General features: G+C 39.3%; 22 protein-coding genes. All 22 read left to right on the top strand.

Annotated features, from left to right (window positions below; translation table 11 throughout):
* Positions 1-28: 28 nt before the first annotated feature.
* The 22 genes from sdaAB (at position 29) to J2Y03_RS06475 (ending at position 20,174) form a co-directional block, all read left to right on the top strand.
* Positions 29-691 carry an L-serine ammonia-lyase, iron-sulfur-dependent subunit beta gene (gene sdaAB / locus J2Y03_RS06580; RefSeq protein ID WP_310192110.1) on the top strand — a complete coding sequence of 221 codons (663 nt, stop codon included), beginning with the start codon at positions 29-31 and terminating at the stop codon, positions 689-691.
* 39 nt (positions 692-730) lie between these two features.
* Positions 731-1,609 (top strand): L-serine ammonia-lyase, iron-sulfur-dependent, subunit alpha, encoded by an 879-nt coding sequence (gene sdaAA / locus J2Y03_RS06575; protein ID WP_132086028.1) that lies wholly within the window; start codon positions 731-733, stop codon positions 1,607-1,609.
* A 1-nt stretch (position 1,610) separates the two neighbouring features.
* Positions 1,611-3,659, top strand: coding sequence for an ATP-dependent DNA helicase RecG (gene recG / locus J2Y03_RS06570; protein ID WP_310193012.1), 2,049 nt, complete (start codon positions 1,611-1,613; stop codon positions 3,657-3,659).
* Positions 3,660-3,776: 117 nt separating this feature from the next.
* Positions 3,777-4,361 carry a transcription factor FapR gene (gene fapR / locus J2Y03_RS06565; protein WP_132086032.1) on the top strand — a complete coding sequence of 195 codons (585 nt, stop codon included), beginning with the start codon at positions 3,777-3,779 and terminating at the stop codon, positions 4,359-4,361.
* Positions 4,358-5,353 (top strand): phosphate acyltransferase PlsX, encoded by a 996-nt coding sequence (plsX, locus tag J2Y03_RS06560; RefSeq protein ID WP_310192105.1) that lies wholly within the window; start codon positions 4,358-4,360, stop codon positions 5,351-5,353. The genes fapR and plsX overlap by 4 nt, the downstream gene beginning before the upstream one ends.
* 20 nt (positions 5,354-5,373) lie before the next feature.
* Positions 5,374-6,321, top strand: a complete 948-nt coding sequence (gene fabD / locus J2Y03_RS06555; RefSeq protein WP_310192103.1) for an ACP S-malonyltransferase — start codon at positions 5,374-5,376, stop codon at positions 6,319-6,321.
* On the top strand, positions 6,318-7,061 hold the full coding sequence (gene fabG / locus J2Y03_RS06550) for a 3-oxoacyl-[acyl-carrier-protein] reductase (protein WP_310192101.1): 744 nt from the start codon (positions 6,318-6,320) through the stop codon (positions 7,059-7,061). The genes fabD and fabG overlap by 4 nt, the downstream gene beginning before the upstream one ends.
* 216 nt (positions 7,062-7,277) lie before the next feature.
* Positions 7,278-7,511 (top strand): acyl carrier protein, encoded by a 234-nt coding sequence (locus J2Y03_RS06545; RefSeq protein WP_132086040.1) that lies wholly within the window; start codon positions 7,278-7,280, stop codon positions 7,509-7,511.
* Positions 7,512-7,673: 162 nt separating this feature from the next.
* Entirely contained in the window at positions 7,674-8,417 is a 744-nt protein-coding gene (rnc, locus tag J2Y03_RS06540) for a ribonuclease III (RefSeq protein WP_310192097.1), read from the top strand.
* A gap of 54 nt (positions 8,418-8,471) precedes the next feature.
* On the top strand, positions 8,472-12,038 hold the full coding sequence (gene smc, locus J2Y03_RS06535; RefSeq protein ID WP_310192094.1) for a chromosome segregation protein SMC: 3,567 nt from the start codon (positions 8,472-8,474) through the stop codon (positions 12,036-12,038).
* Positions 12,039-12,055: 17 nt separating this feature from the next.
* Positions 12,056-13,045, top strand: a complete 990-nt coding sequence (gene ftsY, locus J2Y03_RS06530; RefSeq protein ID WP_310192091.1) for a signal recognition particle-docking protein FtsY — start codon at positions 12,056-12,058, stop codon at positions 13,043-13,045.
* 86 nt (positions 13,046-13,131) lie between these two features.
* Positions 13,132-13,464 carry a putative DNA-binding protein gene (locus tag J2Y03_RS06525; RefSeq protein WP_132086048.1) on the top strand — a complete coding sequence of 111 codons (333 nt, stop codon included), beginning with the start codon at positions 13,132-13,134 and terminating at the stop codon, positions 13,462-13,464.
* Between the two features lie 12 nt (positions 13,465-13,476).
* Positions 13,477-14,829: a signal recognition particle protein gene (gene ffh / locus J2Y03_RS06520; protein WP_310192087.1), complete on the top strand. Its 1,353-nt coding sequence runs from the start codon at positions 13,477-13,479 to the stop codon at positions 14,827-14,829.
* 110 nt (positions 14,830-14,939) lie between these two features.
* Positions 14,940-15,212: a 30S ribosomal protein S16 gene (gene rpsP, locus J2Y03_RS06515; RefSeq protein ID WP_132086052.1), complete on the top strand. Its 273-nt coding sequence runs from the start codon at positions 14,940-14,942 to the stop codon at positions 15,210-15,212.
* A 5-nt stretch (positions 15,213-15,217) separates the two neighbouring features.
* A complete protein-coding gene (locus tag J2Y03_RS06510) occupies positions 15,218-15,448 on the top strand; it encodes a KH domain-containing protein (RefSeq protein WP_132086054.1) in 231 nt (76 codons plus the stop codon).
* An 85-nt stretch (positions 15,449-15,533) separates the two neighbouring features.
* Positions 15,534-15,920: a YlqD family protein gene (locus J2Y03_RS06505; protein ID WP_310192084.1), complete on the top strand. Its 387-nt coding sequence runs from the start codon at positions 15,534-15,536 to the stop codon at positions 15,918-15,920.
* A gap of 14 nt (positions 15,921-15,934) precedes the next feature.
* Positions 15,935-16,453: a ribosome maturation factor RimM gene (gene rimM / locus J2Y03_RS06500; RefSeq protein ID WP_310192082.1), complete on the top strand. Its 519-nt coding sequence runs from the start codon at positions 15,935-15,937 to the stop codon at positions 16,451-16,453.
* On the top strand, positions 16,450-17,193 hold the full coding sequence (gene trmD / locus J2Y03_RS06495) for a tRNA (guanosine(37)-N1)-methyltransferase TrmD (protein ID WP_310192078.1): 744 nt from the start codon (positions 16,450-16,452) through the stop codon (positions 17,191-17,193). Before rimM ends, trmD begins: the two co-directional genes overlap by 4 nt.
* Positions 17,194-17,340: 147 nt before the next feature.
* Positions 17,341-17,685, top strand: a complete 345-nt coding sequence (gene rplS, locus J2Y03_RS06490; protein WP_132086333.1) for a 50S ribosomal protein L19 — start codon at positions 17,341-17,343, stop codon at positions 17,683-17,685.
* A 173-nt stretch (positions 17,686-17,858) separates the two neighbouring features.
* Entirely contained in the window at positions 17,859-18,410 is a 552-nt protein-coding gene (lepB, locus tag J2Y03_RS06485; protein ID WP_132086062.1) for a signal peptidase I, read from the top strand.
* A gap of 17 nt (positions 18,411-18,427) precedes the next feature.
* Positions 18,428-19,303 (top strand): ribosome biogenesis GTPase YlqF, encoded by an 876-nt coding sequence (gene ylqF / locus J2Y03_RS06480; protein WP_132086064.1) that lies wholly within the window; start codon positions 18,428-18,430, stop codon positions 19,301-19,303.
* Positions 19,304-19,397: 94 nt separating this feature from the next.
* Positions 19,398-20,174, top strand: a complete 777-nt coding sequence (locus tag J2Y03_RS06475) for a ribonuclease HII (RefSeq protein ID WP_310192074.1) — start codon at positions 19,398-19,400, stop codon at positions 20,172-20,174.
* The last annotated feature ends 116 nt before the right edge of the window (positions 20,175-20,290 follow it).

The following is a 20,290-nucleotide window of genomic DNA, read 5'->3' as shown; positions in this document are numbered from 1 at the left end:
GATATATTGTCCTAGGGGGAGAAGACGAATGAAATATAGAAGCGTGTTTGACATAATTGGACCTGTAATGATTGGACCATCAAGTTCGCATACTGCTGGTGCTGCCAGAATTGGCAGAGTGGCTAGGAGTTTATTTGGCAGGGAACCAAAATGGGCGAATATTTCCTTATACGGATCTTTTGCTAAGACATATAAAGGACATGGTACAGATGTTGCGATTATTGGTGGTTTATTAGATTTTGACACCGATGATGTAAGGATAATAAATGCAATTGATATTGCAAATGAGCGCGGTATTAAACTCCGATTTATAGAAGAAGAGGCCATAATGGACCACCCTAACACCGCTAGAGTAATTATTGGTGATGATAAAGGTGAATTAGAGTTAGTGGGAATTTCAATTGGCGGCGGAAAAATTGAAGTTATCGAGTTAAATGGTTTTGAACTTAAATTATCAGGAAACCATCCAGCGATATTAGTTGTCCATAATGATCGTTTTGGCGCAATAGCCAGCGTATCCAATGTTTTAGCAAAATATGAAATTAATATTGGTCATATGGAAGTTTCAAGGAAAGAAAAAGGAAAGCTAGCGCTTATGACCATTGAAGTCGATCAAAATATGGATGATAAAATCCTTAATGAACTAGAAAAATTACCCAATATATTAAAAGTAGCAAAAATTGTGGATTGATTAGAATAGATATATTTATAACAACAAGGGGGAAGGCAATTGTTTCGTAATGTTGCAGAGTTAGTAGAGCTTGCAAATAGTAAAAATAAAAAAATCTCAGAAATTATGATCGAGCAGGAAATAGAGGTAACTGGACGGACTCGAGAAGAGGTCTTTGCCTTTATGGATCGTAATTTAAGAGTTATGGAGGAAGCTGTTGAGCGGGGAATTAAAGGAGTAAAATCCCACTCTGGATTAACCGGTGGTGATGCCGTTCTTATGCAAAAATATATTGAAAAAGGAAATTTCTTATCAGGTAAAACGGTTCTTGACGCAGTCAGCAAAGCTGTAGCTACAAATGAAGTCAATGCAGCGATGGGAACGATTTGTGCTACACCTACAGCAGGTTCTGCCGGAGTTGTACCTGGCACGCTATTTGCAGTGAAAAATAAACTTAACCCGACAAGAGAGGAAATGATTGCCTTTCTTTTCACAGCGGGTGCTTTCGGGTTTGTAGTGGCTAACAATGCTTCGATTTCAGGGGCAGCTGGCGGATGTCAGGCAGAGGTTGGATCGGCTTCTGGAATGGCTGCTGCTGCGATTGTTGAAATGGCAGGCGGTACACCACAACAATGTGCAGAAGCTATGGCGATTACATTAAAAAACATGCTGGGTCTGGTTTGTGATCCTGTTGCCGGTCTAGTAGAGGTACCATGTGTGAAAAGAAATGCAATGGGCGCCGCAAATGCAATGGTAGCTGCCGATATGGCTTTAGCAGGTATTACAAGCAGAATTCCATGTGATGAAGTCATTGATGCGATGTATAAAATTGGTCAGTCAATGCCGACTGCATTAAAAGAAACAGCACAGGGAGGGTTGGCGGCAACTCCGACAGGTCGTGCACTCGAAGCAAAGATCTTCGGTATACCGCGCGTCTAAAGTGAATTTAAACCTTAAACAATCAGTTACAGTCTTAAAGGGTATAGGGGAAGAAACAGCTGAGAGTTTAGCAGAAATGAAAATATATACGATTCAAGATCTATTAGAGTATTTTCCATACCGTTACGAAGATTATCGTCTCCGCGAAATCACAGACGTTAAGCATGAAGAGAAAATTACAATAGAAGGGAAGGTTCATAGTGAGCCTTCTCTTAGCTATTATGGTCGAAAGAAATCCAAGCTGATGATAAGAATGTTCGTAGGGCAATACCTGATTAAGGTTGTATTTTTTAATCAGCCTTATTTAAAAACTAAAATCGTCATGAATGAAACCATTACGGTAACAGGTAAGTGGGATGCCCATCGGCAAACGATTACGGCTAATGAAATGCAGGTTGGACAAAATGCTAAAAGTAAAGATTTTGAGCCAGTTTACTCCCTAAAAGGAAAGATAACGACGAAGGGAATGCGGAAATTTATTTCGATTGCCTTTCAACAATTCGGACAGGATATTGAGGAAAGTCTGCCGTTATCTCTTGTGAACAGGTATCGTTTGTTAAATCGCCATGAGGCACTCCACGCAATGCACTTTCCAGTTAACCAGGAGGATGTCAAGCAAGCTCGGCGACGTTTAGTTTATGAGGAATTTCTAGTATTTCAATTAAAGATGCAGGCTTTACGGAAATTTGAACGGGAGCATGCACCAGGTATTAAACAAAACTATCTAGAAACGAAGGTAGAAGCCTTTATTCATTCCTTGCCTTTTCCTTTAACTAATGCGCAGAGACGAGTTGTTTCTGAGATTTTAACCGATCTTAAATCACCTCTAAGGATGAATCGCCTCTTGCAGGGGGATGTTGGCTCTGGGAAAACGGTCGTTGCTGCGATAGGTTTATATGCAAGTGTTACGGCAGGTTATCAAGGAGCTTTAATGGTACCAACGGAAATTCTAGCAGAGCAGCATGCTGAATCACTCAATGGACTATTAGAGGCTTTTGGACTTAGATGTGAATTGTTAACGAGTTCGGTAAAAGGGAAGCGCAGACGGGAGATCCTTCAAGATTTAGGTGATGGAAACGTAGATATATTAATAGGCACTCATGCCCTTATTCAAGATGAGGTTACCTTTAAGAAACTGGGCTTCGTGATTACGGATGAGCAGCACCGATTTGGTGTTGAACAACGCAGAGTGTTACGGGAAAAAGGCGAAAACCCAGATGTGTTGTTCATGACAGCCACTCCGATTCCGAGAACGCTTGCCATTACTGTATTTGGCGAGATGGATGTATCTATTATTGATGAAATGCCGGCGGGCAGAAAAGCAATTGAAACCTACTGGGCAAAACCGGAAATGCTGGGACGTGTGCTTTCTTTTGTAGAAAAGGAACTAGTTCAGGGGCATCAGGCCTATGTGATTTGTCCGTTAATTGAAGAATCGGACAAGCTGGATGTCCAAAATGCAATAGATGTTCATACTACCTTAACCCACCACTTCCAAAATCGGTATAAGGTTGGACTGATGCATGGTCGGTTAAGCTCAGAAGAAAAAGATACGATCATGAAGGCATTTAGTACCAATGAGGTGCAACTGCTAGTATCAACAACAGTGGTAGAGGTAGGAGTTAATGTTCCGAATGCTACGATGATGGTAATTTATGACGCGGAAAGATTTGGACTTTCCCAGCTCCATCAGCTTCGTGGCAGGGTAGGCAGGGGAAGTGACCAATCTTTTTGTATTCTTTTAGCAGAACCGAAGTCTGAAGTAGGTCAGGAGAGAATGCGAATTATGACCGAAACAAATGATGGTTTTGTATTAAGTGAAAAGGATCTTGAACTGAGGGGACCAGGAGACTTCTTTGGGAAAAAACAAAGCGGGGTTCCTGAATTTAAGCTGGCAGACATGGTTCATGATTACCGTACCCTAGAAACAGCTAGAAATGACGCTGCTCTAATGATACAATCTAAGACCTTCTGGCAGTCTGCAGAGTATGAATATTTAAGAAATCAACTCGATGATACAGGTGTATTAGAAGGAGAAAAACTAGATTAATTATTAAAATTCAACTAGTGGCAGATTGCAAGAATAAAAACTTATTCTTGCAATCTTCTTTTTCTAATTTTATACTACTATTAGTACCTAGTCATAATAGCTCGGACGGTGTGTGATATGAGAAGAACGAAAAAAGATCGGCAGCAAATGTTAAAAGAGACAATTAAGGAAAATCCATTCATTACAGATGAGGACCTTGCAGAAAAGTTTCAAGTTAGTGTGCAAACAATTCGCCTTGACCGATTGGAATTATCGATTCCTGAATTACGGGAAAGGATAAAATACGTTGCAGAGAAAAAATTTGAAGATGAGGTTCGGTCTTTACCGATAGAAGAAGTAATTGGAGAAATCATTGATATTGAATTAGATCAAAGTGCTATTTCCATCTTTGATGTAAAAGAAGAGCATGTCTTTATTCGAAACAAGATTGCTCGTGGGCACCATGTTTTCGCACAGGCAAATTCACTAGCAGTAGCGGTAATAAATGATGAATTGGCGTTAACAGCAAAGGCAAATATTCAATTTAAGCGCTCAGTGAAACAAGGGGAGCGTGTGATTGCTAAAGCTAAAGTGACTAAAATAGATGATGGCATTGGCAGGACAATCGTTGAAGTAAGCAGTTATGTTAATAACGAACTTGTTTTTAAAGGCGAATTCGAAATGTACCGTTCAGAAAAATCATTAAAGGATGAGAAAAGATGAGGTTAGCTATCGATGCTATGGGGGGCGACCATGCTCCTAAAGAAATCGTAATCGGTGCAATGAAAGCGGTAGAAGCTTTTGCAGATATACATATAACCCTAGTCGGGGATGAAGCCAAAATTAAAGAATACTTAACAAAACAAGATCGGATAACCATACTACATACAACCGAGGTGATCCTTGGTACGGACGAACCTGTGAGGGCTGTTCGTAAGAAAAAAACTGCCTCCATGGTCCTTGCTGCACAGCAGGTGGCTGATGGCAGTGCAGACGCATGTATATCAGCTGGAAATACGGGTGCATTAATGGCTGCAGGATTGTTTGTTGTTGGCAGAATTGAGGGTATTGACCGCCCTGCACTTTCACCTACATTACCTACAATTGGGGGGGAAGGTTTTCTCCTATTAGATGTGGGGGCTAATGTTGATGCCAAGGCAGAGCATTTGTTGCAATATGCCATTATGGGGTCTATTTATAGTGAAAAAGTAAGAGACACAGATAAACCGCGTGTTGGTTTATTAAATATTGGAACAGAAGAGAAAAAGGGAAATGACTTGACTAAGCAGGCATATGAACTTTTAAAAAATGCAAATATTAATTTTGTTGGAAATGTAGAGGCTAGAGACCTGCTTAATGGTGTAGCGGATGTTGTTGTTACAGATGGATTTACTGGGAATATGGTGTTGAAAACAGTTGAGGGAACTGCCCTTTCTATGTTTAAAATGCTCAAAAGTACGTTGATGGGCAGTTTGAAAAGTAAACTAGCTGCCGCAGTTTTAAAGCCTGAATTCACTACTTTGAAAAATACCTTGGACTACTCAGAATATGGAGGTGCAGGTTTATTTGGATTAAAGGCTCCGGTTATTAAAGCTCATGGTTCTTCAAATGGCCAGGCCATCTTTAGTGCGATTAGGCAAACAAGGGAAATGGTAGAAAAGGATGTAGTTGGTCTTATAAAAAAGACGATGGAAGAAGCAAATTACTCAAAATAGAAATAAGAGGGAGTGCCGATATGGGAAAGATTGCGTTCGTATTTCCAGGACAGGGCTCACAAACTGTTGGGATGGGAAAACAGCTTGCTGAGCAATACCCTGAAGTAATGGCATATTTTAACAAGGCTGATGAGACCCTTTCGTCAGATTTAAGCAGGCTGATATTTGAGGGTCCGCAAGAGGAATTGACAAAGACTGTAAATACTCAGCCAGCATTATTAACAACAAGTCTGGCAATTCTTGAACGGTTTCGTAAGTCAGTTATAAAGCCTGATTTTGTGGCGGGGCACAGTCTAGGTGAATATACTGCACTTGTTGCTGCTGGTGCACTGACATTTGAAGATGGTGTCTTTGCTGTTAGAAAAAGGGGAGAATTTATGGAGGGTGCAGTTCCAAATGGCGAAGGCTCAATGGCTGCGATTTTAGGGTTCGACCGTGATTCTCTTTTTAAAGTAACTGCTGAAGTTAGTGAGTCTGGATTCCCAGTATCGTTAGCAAATTTGAATTGCCCTGGTCAAATTGTTATCTCAGGATCTCGAAAAGGGGTAGAACTTGCAGGAGAAAAGGCAAAAGAAGCTGGCGCAAAAAGGGCAATTCCTTTAGAGGTCAGCGGTCCATTTCATTCTTCCTTAATGAAGCCAGCTGCAGGCCAATTACGTGAGGTTTTAGATGAACTGGATATGAAGGACGCGCTTATTCCTGTCATTGCCAATGTTTCCGCAAAACCAATGACTACTGCTGATGAAATAAAAGAAAATTTACTTGAACAGCTTTATTCACCTGTTTTGTGGGAAGATTCCATAGTAAAAATGATTGATTTAGGTGTGGATACATTTATTGAAATTGGTCCCGGTAAGGTACTATCAGGGCTGATAAAAAAAATCAATCGCAGTGTCAAAACATTTTCAATATCAGATGAGGAAAGCTGTCAATCTGTTATTGATGCTTTGAAGGAGGGAAATCTATGAGTTTAGAAGGAAAGATTGCCTTAGTAACCGGTGCGTCAAGAGGAATAGGCAGAGAGATTGCCCTTGAGCTTGCAAGACAAGGAGCGAATGTCGCAGTAAATTATGCTGGCAGCGAAGGTAAAGCAAATGGAGTGGTAGATGAAATAAAAGCCATTGGCAGAGAGGCTTTTGCCATAAAGTGTGATGTATCTAATACTGATGAAGTAGCGGCAATGGTTAAAGAAACTGTGGAACGATTCGGCAAATTGGATATACTTGTAAATAACGCAGGTATTACGAAAGATAATTTATTAATGAGAATGAAAGAGCAAGAATGGGATGATGTGATTAACATTAACCTTAAAGGTGTTTTTCTTTGTACAAAAGCTGTCACCCGCCAAATGATGAAACAGCGTGTTGGACGGATCATTAATATCGCATCAGTCGTTGGTGTAAGTGGGAACCCAGGACAAGCTAACTATGTGGCAGCGAAAGCCGGTGTAATCGGATTAACAAAGACGACCGCTAAGGAGCTAGCTTCCCGAAATATTACGGTAAACGCTATTGCACCAGGATTTATCACCACCGATATGACAGATAAATTGTCAGAAGAGGTTACTACGGAAATGTTAAAACAAATACCTTTAGCCCGCCTAGGCGAACCTAAGGACATTGCAAAAATGACAGCCTTCCTGGCATCAGATGACTCTTCCTATATAACAGGTCAGACACTTCATATCAATGGCGGAATGGTAATGTAAACAGAAAAGCGGAAGCGCCTTGATCAGGGGCAACAGGCATAAGACGAGCCGACGAGAAGGTTGCTCTTTAACCTTCTTGACGGATTGGCTTATGACCTGAGAGCCCCTAGGCGCTGGAGCTGGACATTAATCAAAGTTAAGGAAATATTTATTGTTTTAATACGTTTATTATTTTACTGAAATACTCTATAATAGCTTGAGGGGAGGTGAACTACAATGGCAGAGGTATTAGAACGTGTTACAAAAATCATCGTTGACCGTTTAGGCGTAGATGAGTCACAAGTAAAACTTGAAGCTTCATTTAAAGATGATTTGGGTGCTGATTCCCTTGACGTAGTTGAACTAGTTATGGAATTAGAAGATGAGTTTGATTTGGAAATTTCTGACGATGACGCTGAGAAAATCGGCACAGTTGGTGATGCTGTTAATTACATAAATAGCAAAAATTAATTCGTTGGATTTTTTTAAAAGCTCCGTTTTCAAACGGAGCTTCTTTCTGTATTATTAAACTTGGTAGTTCTAAAAATACTACCAAGTTTCTTTGCGTTTTGAACGGAGTTTACTTAAACTGTTGATAGGAATATGTAAAAATAATGCAAGGTGGAGACTTAAATGCGCAGAAAAGGTAAGGAAAAAGAAATGAACAATCGCGCAAAAGAAAATCAATTTAAAGATTTTCAGGACAAGATCGCTATTCATTTTGAAAATGAAAAGTTATTAAAACAAGCTTTTACTCATTCATCTTATGTGAATGAGCATCGCAGAAAGCCTTATGAAGATAATGAGAGGCTTGAATTTTTAGGGGATGCTGTTCTAGAACTCACGGTTTCAAAATTCTTATTTCTGAAATATCCAATGATGAGTGAAGGAGAACTGACCAAGCTGCGAGCTGCCATCGTGTGTGAGCCTTCGCTTGTAATCTTGGCAAACGAACTTTCCTTTGGAAAACTAATTTTGTTGGGAAAAGGTGAAGAAATGACAGGTGGCAGGGAGCGCCCAGCATTGCTTGCAGATGTATTTGAGGCATTCATTGGTGCGCTCTACTTGGATAAGGGACTTGAGACTGTCATTGAATTTCTAGATAAAGTGGTATTTCCTAAAATTAATGATGGTGCTTTTTCTCATGTGATGGATTATAAGAGCCAGCTTCAAGAATTAATTCAGAGAGATGGGACAGGCTTGATTGAATATAAGGTCCTAATTGAAAAAGGGCCTGCCCATAGCAAAGAATTTGTTTCAAAAGTTTCTTTAAATGGTGAAGAACTAGGTATCGGAACGGGTAAATCGAAAAAAGAAGCAGAACAACATGCTGCCCAAATGGCATTGGACGTATTAAAAGCAAAACATCATAGTTAAACAACATAGAATGCTAAGGAAAGATTCCGGCCAAGCTTTAGGGAGGAAGAGAATATGTTTTTAAAACGGTTGGACATCATTGGCTTTAAATCTTTTGCAGATCGTATTGGGGTGGATTTTGTTCAAGGAGTCACTGCTGTAGTTGGCCCAAACGGAAGTGGGAAAAGTAATATTACAGATGCGATTCGCTGGGTTTTGGGGGAGCAATCTGCTAAATCACTTAGAGGCTCTAAAATGGAAGATATCATTTTTGCGGGATGCGATACGAGAAAGCCGTTAAATTATGCGGAAGTAACCTTAACACTTGATAATCAAGATGAAGGACTATCGATTGATTACAACGAAGTAAGTGTTACGAGAAGGGTTACCCGTTCGGGAGATAGCGAATTTTTAATCAATAAACAACCTTGCAGGCTTAAAGATATTATTGATTTGTTTATGGACTCTGGACTCGGCAGGGAAGCATTCTCGATTATCAGTCAGGGGAAAGTGGAAGAAATTCTAAACAGTAAGGCTGAGGATCGAAGAACAATATTTGAAGAAGCTGCAGGTGTTTTAAAATATAAAAATCGTAAGAAAAAGGCAGAAGCTAAACTAGTAGAAACACAGGATAATTTAAATCGGGTCAATGATATTTTACATGAACTTGAAAGTCAAGTTGAACCGTTAAAGATACAGGCTTCCATGGCAAAAGATTATTTAGAGAAAAAAGAAGAACTTGAACAAATTGAAGTTGCATTAACGGTCTATGATGTTGAAGATTTACATCAAAAATGGACACATCTATCACATCAGCTTGCAGAACACCAGCAGGAAGAAATTAAGCTTTCTGCCCAGCTCCAGCTAAAAGAGGCGAAAATAGAAGAAACAAGGGATCACATTGTTGCTCTTGATGAATCTATTGCTGATTTGCAAAATGTGCTCCTCCATGCCAGTGAAGAATTAGAAAAGCTAGAAGGAAGGAAAGAGGTTCTTAAGGAACGAAAGAAAAATGCATCACAAAATAGGGCTCAGCTAGAAAAAAGTATCGCTGAGCTCACGGATAAAATTACTCATTTAAAAAGTAATAAAGAAATACAGTCCAACCTTGTTTATAGACTTAACCTACAGGTACATGATCTTCAAAATAGACTTAAAGAAAAGCAAGGAAAGTTTGCCTTATTCACTGAGAATATTGATGAAAAAATTGAAACCTTAAAAAGTGAATATATTGAACTGTTAAATGACCAAGCTGGAGCAAAAAATGAGCTTAAATATATTGACCAGCAGCTCGAACAGCAGGAAACAAAGAGCTCTCGCCTTGACTCTGAAAATGTAAAATTCATTGAGGATAGACAAACAGCTCAAAAAAAGATGATACAAGTTCAAAAAGCTTTAGAGGAAGTTCAAAAAAATCTTTATGATCAAGTTTCAAGTTTCAGGGAGAAACAAAGAAAACTTGAAAATACAACAAATAATTATCAGAAGCAAGAAAAGACATTATACCAAGCCTATCAAATTCTTCAACAAGCAAAGTCAAGAAAAGAACTGCTCGAGGAAATGGAAGAGGATTATTCCGGATTTTTTCAAGGGGTAAAAGAAGTATTAAAAGCCCGTGGGAAAATGCTTCAAGGTGTTGAAGGAGCTGTAGCCGAGCTTGTTACTGTGCCAAAGGAATATGAGATAGCACTTGAAACAGCATTAGGTGGTGCCTTGCAGCATATTGTCGTTGATACGGAACAGAATGCGCGAATGGCTATCCAGTTCTTAAAACAAAATTCTTTCGGCCGGGCTACCTTTTTACCATTAAGCGTTATAAAGGGCAGATTATTGTCCTCGTCACAGGTATCATCTATTCAAAATCACCCTTCATTGGTGGGAAGTGCGGTAGACCTTGTTAAATTTGATCCGAAATATGCCGAGGTCATCAGTAATCTTTTAGGAAATGTTGTTATCACAAAGGATTTAAAGGGTGCGAACGAACTGGCCAAAATCCTTCAGTATCGCTGTCGACTTGTAACGTTAGAAGGTGATATTGTAAATCCCGGCGGTTCAATGACGGGTGGTGCACAAAAACAAAAGACGAGTTCTTTATTGACAAGAAAAAGCGAGATTGAAGAGTTGAAAGAAAAACTTATCGTAATGAGTGAAAAAACTTCAGAGTTAGAAATCCTTGTTAAGTCATTAAAAGAAGATGTTAAAACACATGAACAAGAGATTGAGGCAATGCGAAAGTACGGAGAAGAATTAAGACAAGATGAACAAACCTTAAAAGGTGACCTCCGTGAAGCCGAATTCGAGGCGAAAAATATTAATGATCGCCTCAAGATGTATGATCTTGAAAAAGGTCAATTTAATGAGGAACAGAAAACCTTAACAAACCGTAAAAATGAACTTTTTGAAGCAATTGCTAGTTTTAAAGGTAGGATTGCTTCTCTTGATAATCAAATTGCCAAACTATCAGAACAAAAAACCAATGATCTCTCATCAAAAGAAACGCTGTCAAAGGAAATAACCGATTTAAAAGTTGAGTTTGCAGCTAAGAATGTGCAATTTGTAAATTCAAAAGACCGTCTTACTCTGGTAGTTGAAGAATTAAATGAGACTGAAGAGAGGCTTGCTCTTTATACGGAGGATCTTTTACTGCTGACTTCGGAAATGGAGGGGAGTACCTCCGGTGAAGAGCAGTTAGCTGCTGCAGCAAGAGGGAAACAGCAGGACAAGGAAGAAACGATTGCGCTCATTTCATCAAGAAGGGAGGAGCGTCTCAAGCTTCATTCGGCATTAGAAGATGCTGAGATTGCAGCAAAGGAAATAAAGAGGCTTCATAAGGGAATGGTTGAGGTTTTAAAAGATGAAGAAGTAAAAATTAACCGCTTAGATGTGGAACTTGAAAATAAACTCGCACATTTAAGAGAGGAGTATTTACTTTCCTTCGAGGGAGCAAAAGAGCAATATCCATTAACTCTGCCAGTGGAAGAAGCTAGAAAAAAAGTGAAGTTAATAAAACTAGCGATTGAAGAACTTGGCAATGTTAATATTGGAGCAATTGAAGAATACGAGAGAGTCTCGGAACGATATGAGTTTTTGAATGAACAAAGAGACGACCTCCAAGAGGCTAAGGATACTCTCTATCAAGTGATTGACGAAATGGATACCGAAATGAAAAAACGTTTCGAGTTGACGTTCAATGGGATTCGGGAACATTTTGAACCTGTTTTCCGAGCTTTATTTGGCGGTGGAAAAGCTGATTTAAAACTAACGAATCCAGAAGATTTACTAAATACGGGAGTAGAAATCGTTGCCCAGCCTCCGGGAAAGAAACTTCAAAACCTAGGATTGTTATCAGGTGGAGAGAGAGCATTAACCGCAATTGCACTTTTATTTTCAATTTTAAAAGTCCGGCCAGTTCCATTTTGTATTCTAGACGAGGTTGAAGCTGCATTAGATGAGGCAAATGTTTTTCGTTTTAGTCAGTATTTAAAAAGATTTAGTGAAGAAACCCAGTTTATTGTCATCACCCATAGAAAAGGAACGATGGAAGAAGCGGATGTTTTATACGGTGTCACCATGCAGGAATCGGGCGTCTCAAAGCTTGTTTCTGTCCGTCTCGAGGATACGAAGGAGCTTGTTGAAACTTAGGATAGGAAGTGAAGTAAATGAGTTTTTTTAAGAAATTAAAAGAAAAAATTACAAAACAAACTGATGCAGTTACGGAAAAGTTTAAGGATGGCCTCTCGAAAACGAGAGATAACTTCTCTGGTAAAGTAAATGACCTTGTTGCTCGTTACCGTAAAGTGGATGAAGATTTCTTCGAGGAATTAGAGGAAATATTAATCCAAGCGGATGTAGGCTTTGATACGGTCATGAAACTGATTGAAGAGTTGAAGAAGGAAGTTAAACGCCGCAATATTCAGGACCCCAGGGAAGTTCAAAGTGTTATTTCGGAAAAGTTAGTTGATATTTACAATGCTGGTGAGGAACAAACTTCTAAATTGAATATTCAAGAGGATGGACTTACAGTCATATTATTCGTGGGTGTAAATGGTGTAGGTAAAACAACGACGATTGGTAAACTAGGTCATAAGTTTAAAAATGAGGGGAAATCTGTTTTACTGGCAGCGGGTGATACTTTCCGTGCAGGGGCAATTGAGCAATTAGAGGTATGGGGAGAAAGAGTGGGTGTTGATGTTATTAAACAGGAAGAGGGCTCTGACCCAGCTGCTGTTATGTATGACGCGATTAAGGCTGCTAAATCACGAAAAGTAGATATTTTGATTTGTGATACAGCGGGACGCTTACAAAATAAAGTTAACTTGATGAAGGAACTTGAAAAGGTAAAACGGGTGATTGAACGTGAGGTACCAGGTGCACCACATGAAGTTCTGCTTGTTTTAGATGCAACCACAGGTCAAAATGCCCTCATACAGGCAAAAACCTTTAAAGAGGTAACGAATGTGAGTGGGATTGTTCTATCAAAATTAGACGGAACCGCAAAGGGCGGTATCGTATTGGCAATAAGAAACGAATTAAAGATTCCAGTAAAATTCGTGGGTCTAGGTGAGAAAATGGACGACCTACAGGAATTTAATGCAGAGCAATATGTTTATGGTTTATTCGCTGACCAGGTGGATAATGCTGTGAATTGATGTAAAGATATTTTCTTGACAGACGGGGAATGACTGTGTAAACTACATTTGTAAAGGCTTTTTACTTAACAAAGGGGTGTATAGAGATGCTTGAAAAAACAACGCGAATAAATTACCTCTATGATTTCTATTATTCGTTGTTAACACCAAAGCAGCAAAGCTATATGTCTCTCTATTATTTAGATGATTACTCACTTGGGGAAATCGCTGAAGAGTACGCTGTCAGCCGCCAGGCTGTATATGATAACATCAAACGTACGGAAGCTATGCTGGAGGAGTATGAAGAAAAGCTATTATTATTCCAGAAATTTCAAGAGCGCAGTAAGCTATTAAGGCATGTGAAAGAATTGCTTAATGAAGAACACCCATCAAAGCTGGCAATGATGGAAGTGGTTGCCGAGCTTGAGAAATTAGATTAGGAGGCGGCATGAATGGCGTTTGAAGGATTAGCCGACCGACTGCAAAATACGATCCAAAAAATCCGTGGAAAAGGAAAGGTCACTGAAGCGGATGTAAAAGAAATGATGAGAGAAGTCCGCCTTGCACTACTCGAGGCAGATGTTAATTTTAAGGTTGTCAAAGATTTTGTAAAGAAAGTCAGTGAACGTGCTGTAGGACTAGAAGTACTAAAAAGCTTAACGCCGGGTCAACAAATCATTAAAATTGTTAATGAGGAATTGACCGAGTTAATGGGCGGTGAGCAAAGCAAGATTGCAGCTTCTAATCGTCCTCCTACTGTTATTATGATGGTGGGGTTGCAGGGTGCTGGTAAAACGACCACAACGGGAAAGCTTGCCAACCTGCTTCGTAAAAAATATAACCGTAAACCTTTGCTTGTAGCAGCCGATATTTATCGTCCTGCTGCCATTAAGCAGCTTCAAACCTTAGGGAAACAATTGGATATGCCAGTATTCTCCCTTGGTGATCAAGTAAGCCCAGTAGAAATTGCAAAGCAAGCGATTGCGAAAGCGAAAGAAGAACATAACGATTATGTTCTTATCGATACAGCTGGACGTTTACATGTAGATGAAAACTTAATGGGCGAGCTAAAGGATATCAAAGAGCTTACGAAACCAGATGAAATCTTTCTTGTTGTGGACGCAATGACTGGTCAAGACGCTGTTAATGTGGCCCAAAGCTTTAATGAACAGCTAGGTTTGACTGGAGTTGTCTTAACAAAACTTGACGGTGACACACGAGGCGGAGCTGCGCTGTCCATCCGTGCTGTTACCCAGACACCTATTAAGTTTGTGGGATTAGGGGAAAAAATGGATGCCATTGAACCCTTTTATCCTGAACGGATGGCCTCGAGGATCCTAGGAATGGGTGATGTCTTAACGCTCATTGAAAAGGCGCAGGCAAATGTTGATGAGGAAAAGGCAAAAGAGCTTGAACAGAAAATGCGGACGGCGACTTTTACGCTTGATGACTTTTTGGAACAGCTCGGACAAGTCCGTAATTTAGGACCGCTAGATGAATTGTTAAAAATGATGCCAGGTGCAAATAAAATTAAAGGTTTGAACAATGTTCAAATTGAAGAAAAACAAATTGCACATGTGGAAGCAATCATTAGGTCAATGACAAAAGCGGAAAAGAGTCATCCGGAGATCTTGAATTCAAACCGTAAAAAGAGGATTGCCAAAGGGAGTGGTAGAACTGTTCCTGAAGTAAACCGCTTATTAAAACAGTTTGAGGACATGAAGAAGATGATGAAGCAAATGTCAGGAATGCAGCAAAAAGGCAAGAAAAAAGGCGGATTTAAATTCCCTTTTAAACCCTTTTAAACTTGATAAAAATTGGTAATACTATCTGTAAAGAAAAAACACTTTACAAATGATTTAAGAATTGATATTATACTATCTTGTGTGAAACTATTCGGAGGTGCTTATTTAAAATGGCAGTAAAAATTCGTTTAAAGCGTATGGGAGCTAACAAATCTCCTTTTTATCGTATCGTAGTAGCAGATTCTCGTTCACCACGTGATGGACGTTACATCGAAGTTGTTGGAACTTACAATCCGGTTGCTCAACCAGCTCAAGTTCAAATCAACGAAGATTTAGTTCTTAAATGGTTACAAGACGGCGCTAAGCCATCTGATACAGTTCGTAACCTTTTCTCAAACCAAGGCATCATGGAAAAATTCCATAATGCTAAGCTTAGCAAGTAATTGCTATGAAGCAATTACTTGAAACGATTGTTAAGCCCCTTGTAGATTTTCCAGAAGATGTTCTTGTGAATGTTAACGAAGAAGATCAACGAATCACTTATCACCTTACTGTTAATAAGACAGACATGGGAAAGGTGATTGGAAAACAAGGGCGCGTTGCAAAAGCCATTAGAACTGTTGTATATGCAGCAGGATCATCACAACAAAAGAAAATTTTTCTAGAAATTGGTGAATAGCTTTTTGCATCTAGATTAAAGGGAGGAATCACATTCCTCCCTTTTTTGCTATCATCAAAGCGGAAGCGGAGAAGGAGGCAAATATATGCAACTGATTCAAACTGTTATCGTGAAGCAAATCTTAACGGAGAAAAGCAAACAAAAGCTGCTTGATAAATATTTTGCTGGCAAGCTTCAGATGCAAAAAGAGTATGAACAACTTCAATTTGAACTAAAAAAACTAGAAAAAGCAAAAAAATATCAGCCAAGTGCACTTAAAAATCATTTTGAAAAAGAACTGCAAAAGCGCCATGACAAAGAAAAGCTTTATGAGTTTCAAATTGAACAACTACATATGCTACCATTAGGCAGTGAATTAAAGGAAAGAGAAGTACAGGCCCTTGTTGAAGTAAGTGTTGGCGACAATTGGGATGAAGTAATGGGGCAGCCTACAATCATAATAAAAGACGGCATGATCGAGGAAATAAGATAGAGGTGATGAACAGAATGGAAAAATGGTTTAATGTTGGCAAAATCGTCAATACCCATGGAATTAGAGGGGAAGTCAGAGTAATTTCTAAAACGGATTTTCCGGAGCAGCGCTACAAAGTGGGGAATACCTTATATTTATTTATGCCAGGATCCAATAAGCCAATCGAATTAACAGTAAAAACCCACCGTACTCATAAAAATTTTAATCTTTTAACCTTTGAAGGATTAGAAAATATCAATGAAGTTGAAAAGTTCAGAGATGGAATTATCAAGGTTCCGGAATCTCAATTGATAGATCTCGATGAGGATGAATTCTACTACCACGAGATTATTGGCTGCATTGTGGCTACGACAAAAGGTGAGGAAATTGGTAAGGTTTCAGAAATTCTCTCACCCGGAGCAAATGATGTGTGGGTAGTAAAGTCAAAAGGAGGTAAGGAAATTCTAATTCCTTACATTAAAGACGTAGTGAAAAAAGTGGATATCCAGGAAAAGGTTATTTTAATTGAACCAATGGAAGGGCTTCTTTCATGATGAAAATCGATGTACTCACGATATTTCCTGATATGTTTTCAGGTGTATTTGGGCATTCCATTTTAAAGAAAGCGGCTGAGAAATCTGCTGTCCAGTATAATGTTGTCAATTTTCGGGACTATGCTGATAATAAGCATCAGACAGTAGACGACTATCCCTATGGCGGTGGAGCAGGAATGGTTTTAAAGCCGCAACCGCTATTTGATGCTGTTGCATCATTAAAGGAACAAGCGGATAGTGATAAGACAAGAGTGATTTTACTTTGCCCTCAGGGTAAACAGTATGACCAAAAAATGGCTGAGGAATTAGCGAGTGAAGAGCATCTCATTTTTGTTTGCGGTCATTATGAGGGCTATGATGAAAGAATACGTGAGCATGTGGTTACGGACGAAATCTCAATAGGTGACTATGTTTTAACTGGTGGAGAGCTTGGAGCAATGGTGGTGATTGATAGTGTCGTCCGGCTTTTACCTGAAGTCTTAGGTAATCAAGAATCACATATGAAAGATTCATTTAGCACGGGGCTACTTGAGCACCCTCATTATACACGCCCTTCTGACTTTCGCGGAATGAAGGTACCAGAGGTCCTCCTTCAAGGTAATCATAAATTAATTGAAGAGTGGCGAAATAAAGAAGCTTTACGGCGAACATTAGTAAGACGACCTGACCTATTAGAAAAAATAGAATTGACCAAGGAACAGGAAAAGTGGCTCAATGAAATAAAAAAAGAATATGAGTAGTTATTGCATAGAGTTGTCTTTTGTGGTAAGATATTTCTTGTGACTTGAGCTGGGTAATGAATTCAGTAAGGTCTTATAACGATGTTCCGCTGCAATGTAAAAGGAAAGTAGATATGCATGAGCGTCTGTTGGAAGGAGTTGAAAACGATGCAAAAATTGATTGAAGATATCACAAAAGAACAACTTCGTTCTGATCTGCCTGCGTTTCGTCCTGGTGATACTGTACGTGTACACGTTAAAGTTGTCGAGGGTACTCGCGAGCGTATTCAGTTATTCGAAGGTGTAGTGATTAAGCGTCGTGGTGGTGGAGTTAGCGAAACTTTCACAGTTCGTAAGATTTCTTACGGAGTAGGCGTTGAGCGTACTTTCCCTGTACACACACCTAAAATTGCGAAGCTTGAAGTATTGCGCCGCGGTAAAGTTCGCCGTGCTAAGCTATACTACTTACGTAAGCTACGTGGTAAAAAAGCTCGTATTAAAGAAATTCGATAATAAAGAAAGAGCTTGCTCTGCAAGCTCTTTTTTCGTACTTATTGTATTAAATTATTAAATCCGCGAATATTAAAGTTTGGTAAAAAAGTGCAGCCCCACGTGTTTAATATACAATTTTTATGTAAAATAAGATGATAGCAAACATTTTTTTTGTGATTGGCGGGGAACAAGACATGACAAAAAAGAAGAATGAACTTTGGGAATGGACGAAGGCGCTTTTAATTGCTGTTGCTCTGGCGGCTGTTATTCGTTACTTCCTTTTTGCACCCATTGTAGTAGACGGGCTATCAATGATGCCTACATTACAGCACCAAGACCGGATGATAGTGAACAAGCTAAGCTATAATATTGGTGAGCCAAAACGGTTTGATATTATCGTCTTTCATGCGCCTGAACAGAAGGATTACATTAAAAGAGTAATTGGACTTCCTGGCGACCGGATTGAATATAAAGATGATACCTTATATGTTAATGGGAAAGCATATGAAGAACCATACTTGGATGAATACAAGAAGAAAGTAGAAGGGCCATTAACAGATCCTTTTAAGCTTGAAGAAACACCTGTTGGTACAGAAACTGTTCCCGAAGGTGAATTGTTCGTAATGGGGGATAACCGTCGCTTTAGCAAGGATAGCAGGCATATCGGTACCATCGCCTTCGACAAAATCATCGGAAACACAAGTATTGTTTACTGGCCAATTAAAGATGCACACATCGTGAAATGATTTAGGAGGTGACTGCTTTGACAATTCAATGGTTTCCAGGCCATATGGCAAAAGCGCGAAGACAGGTCACGGAGAAATTAAAACTAGTAGACATTATCTATGAATTGGTGGATGCAAGGATTCCCTATTCGTCTCGAAATCCGATGATTGATGAAATTATTCAGCACAAACCAAGGCTGGTACTCTTAAATAAAGCGGATATGGCAGATAAAGCAAGGACGAAAGAGTGGATTGCTTATTTTGCTGAAAGAGGGATTAAAGCCCAAGCCATCAATTCTCATGCAGGGATAGGAATGAAGGATATTGTTCAGGCATCCCACGAAATTCTTAAGGAAAAATTCGATCGGCAACGAGCAAAGGGTGTTGTCAATCCAAGGGCTATTCGTGCGATGATTGTTGGGATTCCTAATGCAGGAAAATCAACATTAATTAATCGACTTGCTAAGAAAAATATTGCAAAGACAGGAAATACACCGGGAGTAACAAAAGCTCAACAGTGGATTAAAGTAGGTAAAGAGTTAGAATTATTAGATACTCCTGGCATTCTATGGCCCAAGTTTGAAGACCAAGAGGTAGGAAAGAAACTGGCTGTAACAGGGGCGATTAAAGACACCCTCCTAAATTTACATGACTTAGTTGTCTTTTCCATTAAGTTTTTATCAGAGCATTATCCAGAGAGACTTAAGGAGCGGTATAAGCTAGATTCTGTTCCTGAAAATGTGGTCGATATGTTTGACCACATTGGTGAACTTAGGGGCGCACTTGGAGCTGGTGGGGTCGTTGATTATGATAAAGTATCAGAACTTGTTATCAGAGACATTAGAACGGAGAAATTCGGGCCGCTTACGTTTGAACGACCTAGCGACTTCATAGATGATTCGGATAAAAAATAAACAAAAGGACTCACCTTAGCGGCGAGTTCTTTTTGTTTATTTTTGTCATTGAAATTAATTAAATCAACAGGTATCATTACAACGGGTGAAGAAAATGAAAGTACAAACAATTGCAGAAATAGAACAGCAACTTATGAACATAAAGGCTGAAAGTGATCCTTTTTTTCAAAGGATTCAGCAGGATGAGCGCAAAGGAGTTCAGCATCTCATACATAAATGGCATAGGAGAATGGAACAGGAAAGACAGCTGCAAGAAAAATTTAATGAAATGAATGTATTTGAAAACAAATGGCGTGCGAGAGGGTATGAATATATCGCCGGTATCGATGAAGTTGGCCGTGGACCTCTTGCCGGACCAGTGGTGGCAGCCGCTGTTATTCTACCCAAAGATTTTTTCTTAGCAGGTATTGATGACTCTAAGAAGCTTTCTGAAGCTAAACGTTTTGAATATGCTGAAATAATTAAGAGAGAAGCAATCGCGGTAAGTGTGGCAGAGGTGGAGTCAGGGGAAATTGATACCATCAATATCTACGAAGCAACAAAAAGGGCTATGAAGGCAGCCATTGTCTCTCTGAGCTCAAAGCCTGATGTATTATTAATTGACGCTATGAAACTCGAAACACCTTATGCTTCCGAGTCTATCATTAAAGGTGATGCGAAGAGTGTATCGATTGCTGCAGCTTCAATCGTAGCAAAAGTTGCTAGAGACAGTTTTATGATGGGAATTTCCAAGAATTTTCCGGAATATGGGTTTCAGCATAACATGGGATACGGTACAAAAGAACATATTCTAGCGATTCAAAAACATGGTATAACACCCTATCATCGGAAGAGTTTTGCACCCGTAAAAGATATGTTTCCTGAACGATAAAGACAGGCGATGATGCCTGTTTTTATTATAGCCATAAAGTAATGAATTGCTAATTTTGGGGTTTTAAACCAGTGAAAGCGTTTTATTTTTAGTTATGAGTATTCTGAATATTAAGA

The organism is Neobacillus niacini (genome assembly GCF_031457145.1).
In the GTDB taxonomy this organism is placed as follows: Bacteria; Bacillota; Bacilli; order Bacillales; family Cytobacillaceae; genus Neobacillus; species Neobacillus niacini_J.
Note: the sequence above shows the minus strand (reverse complement) of the source record. Positions and strands in the feature narration are given on the sequence as shown.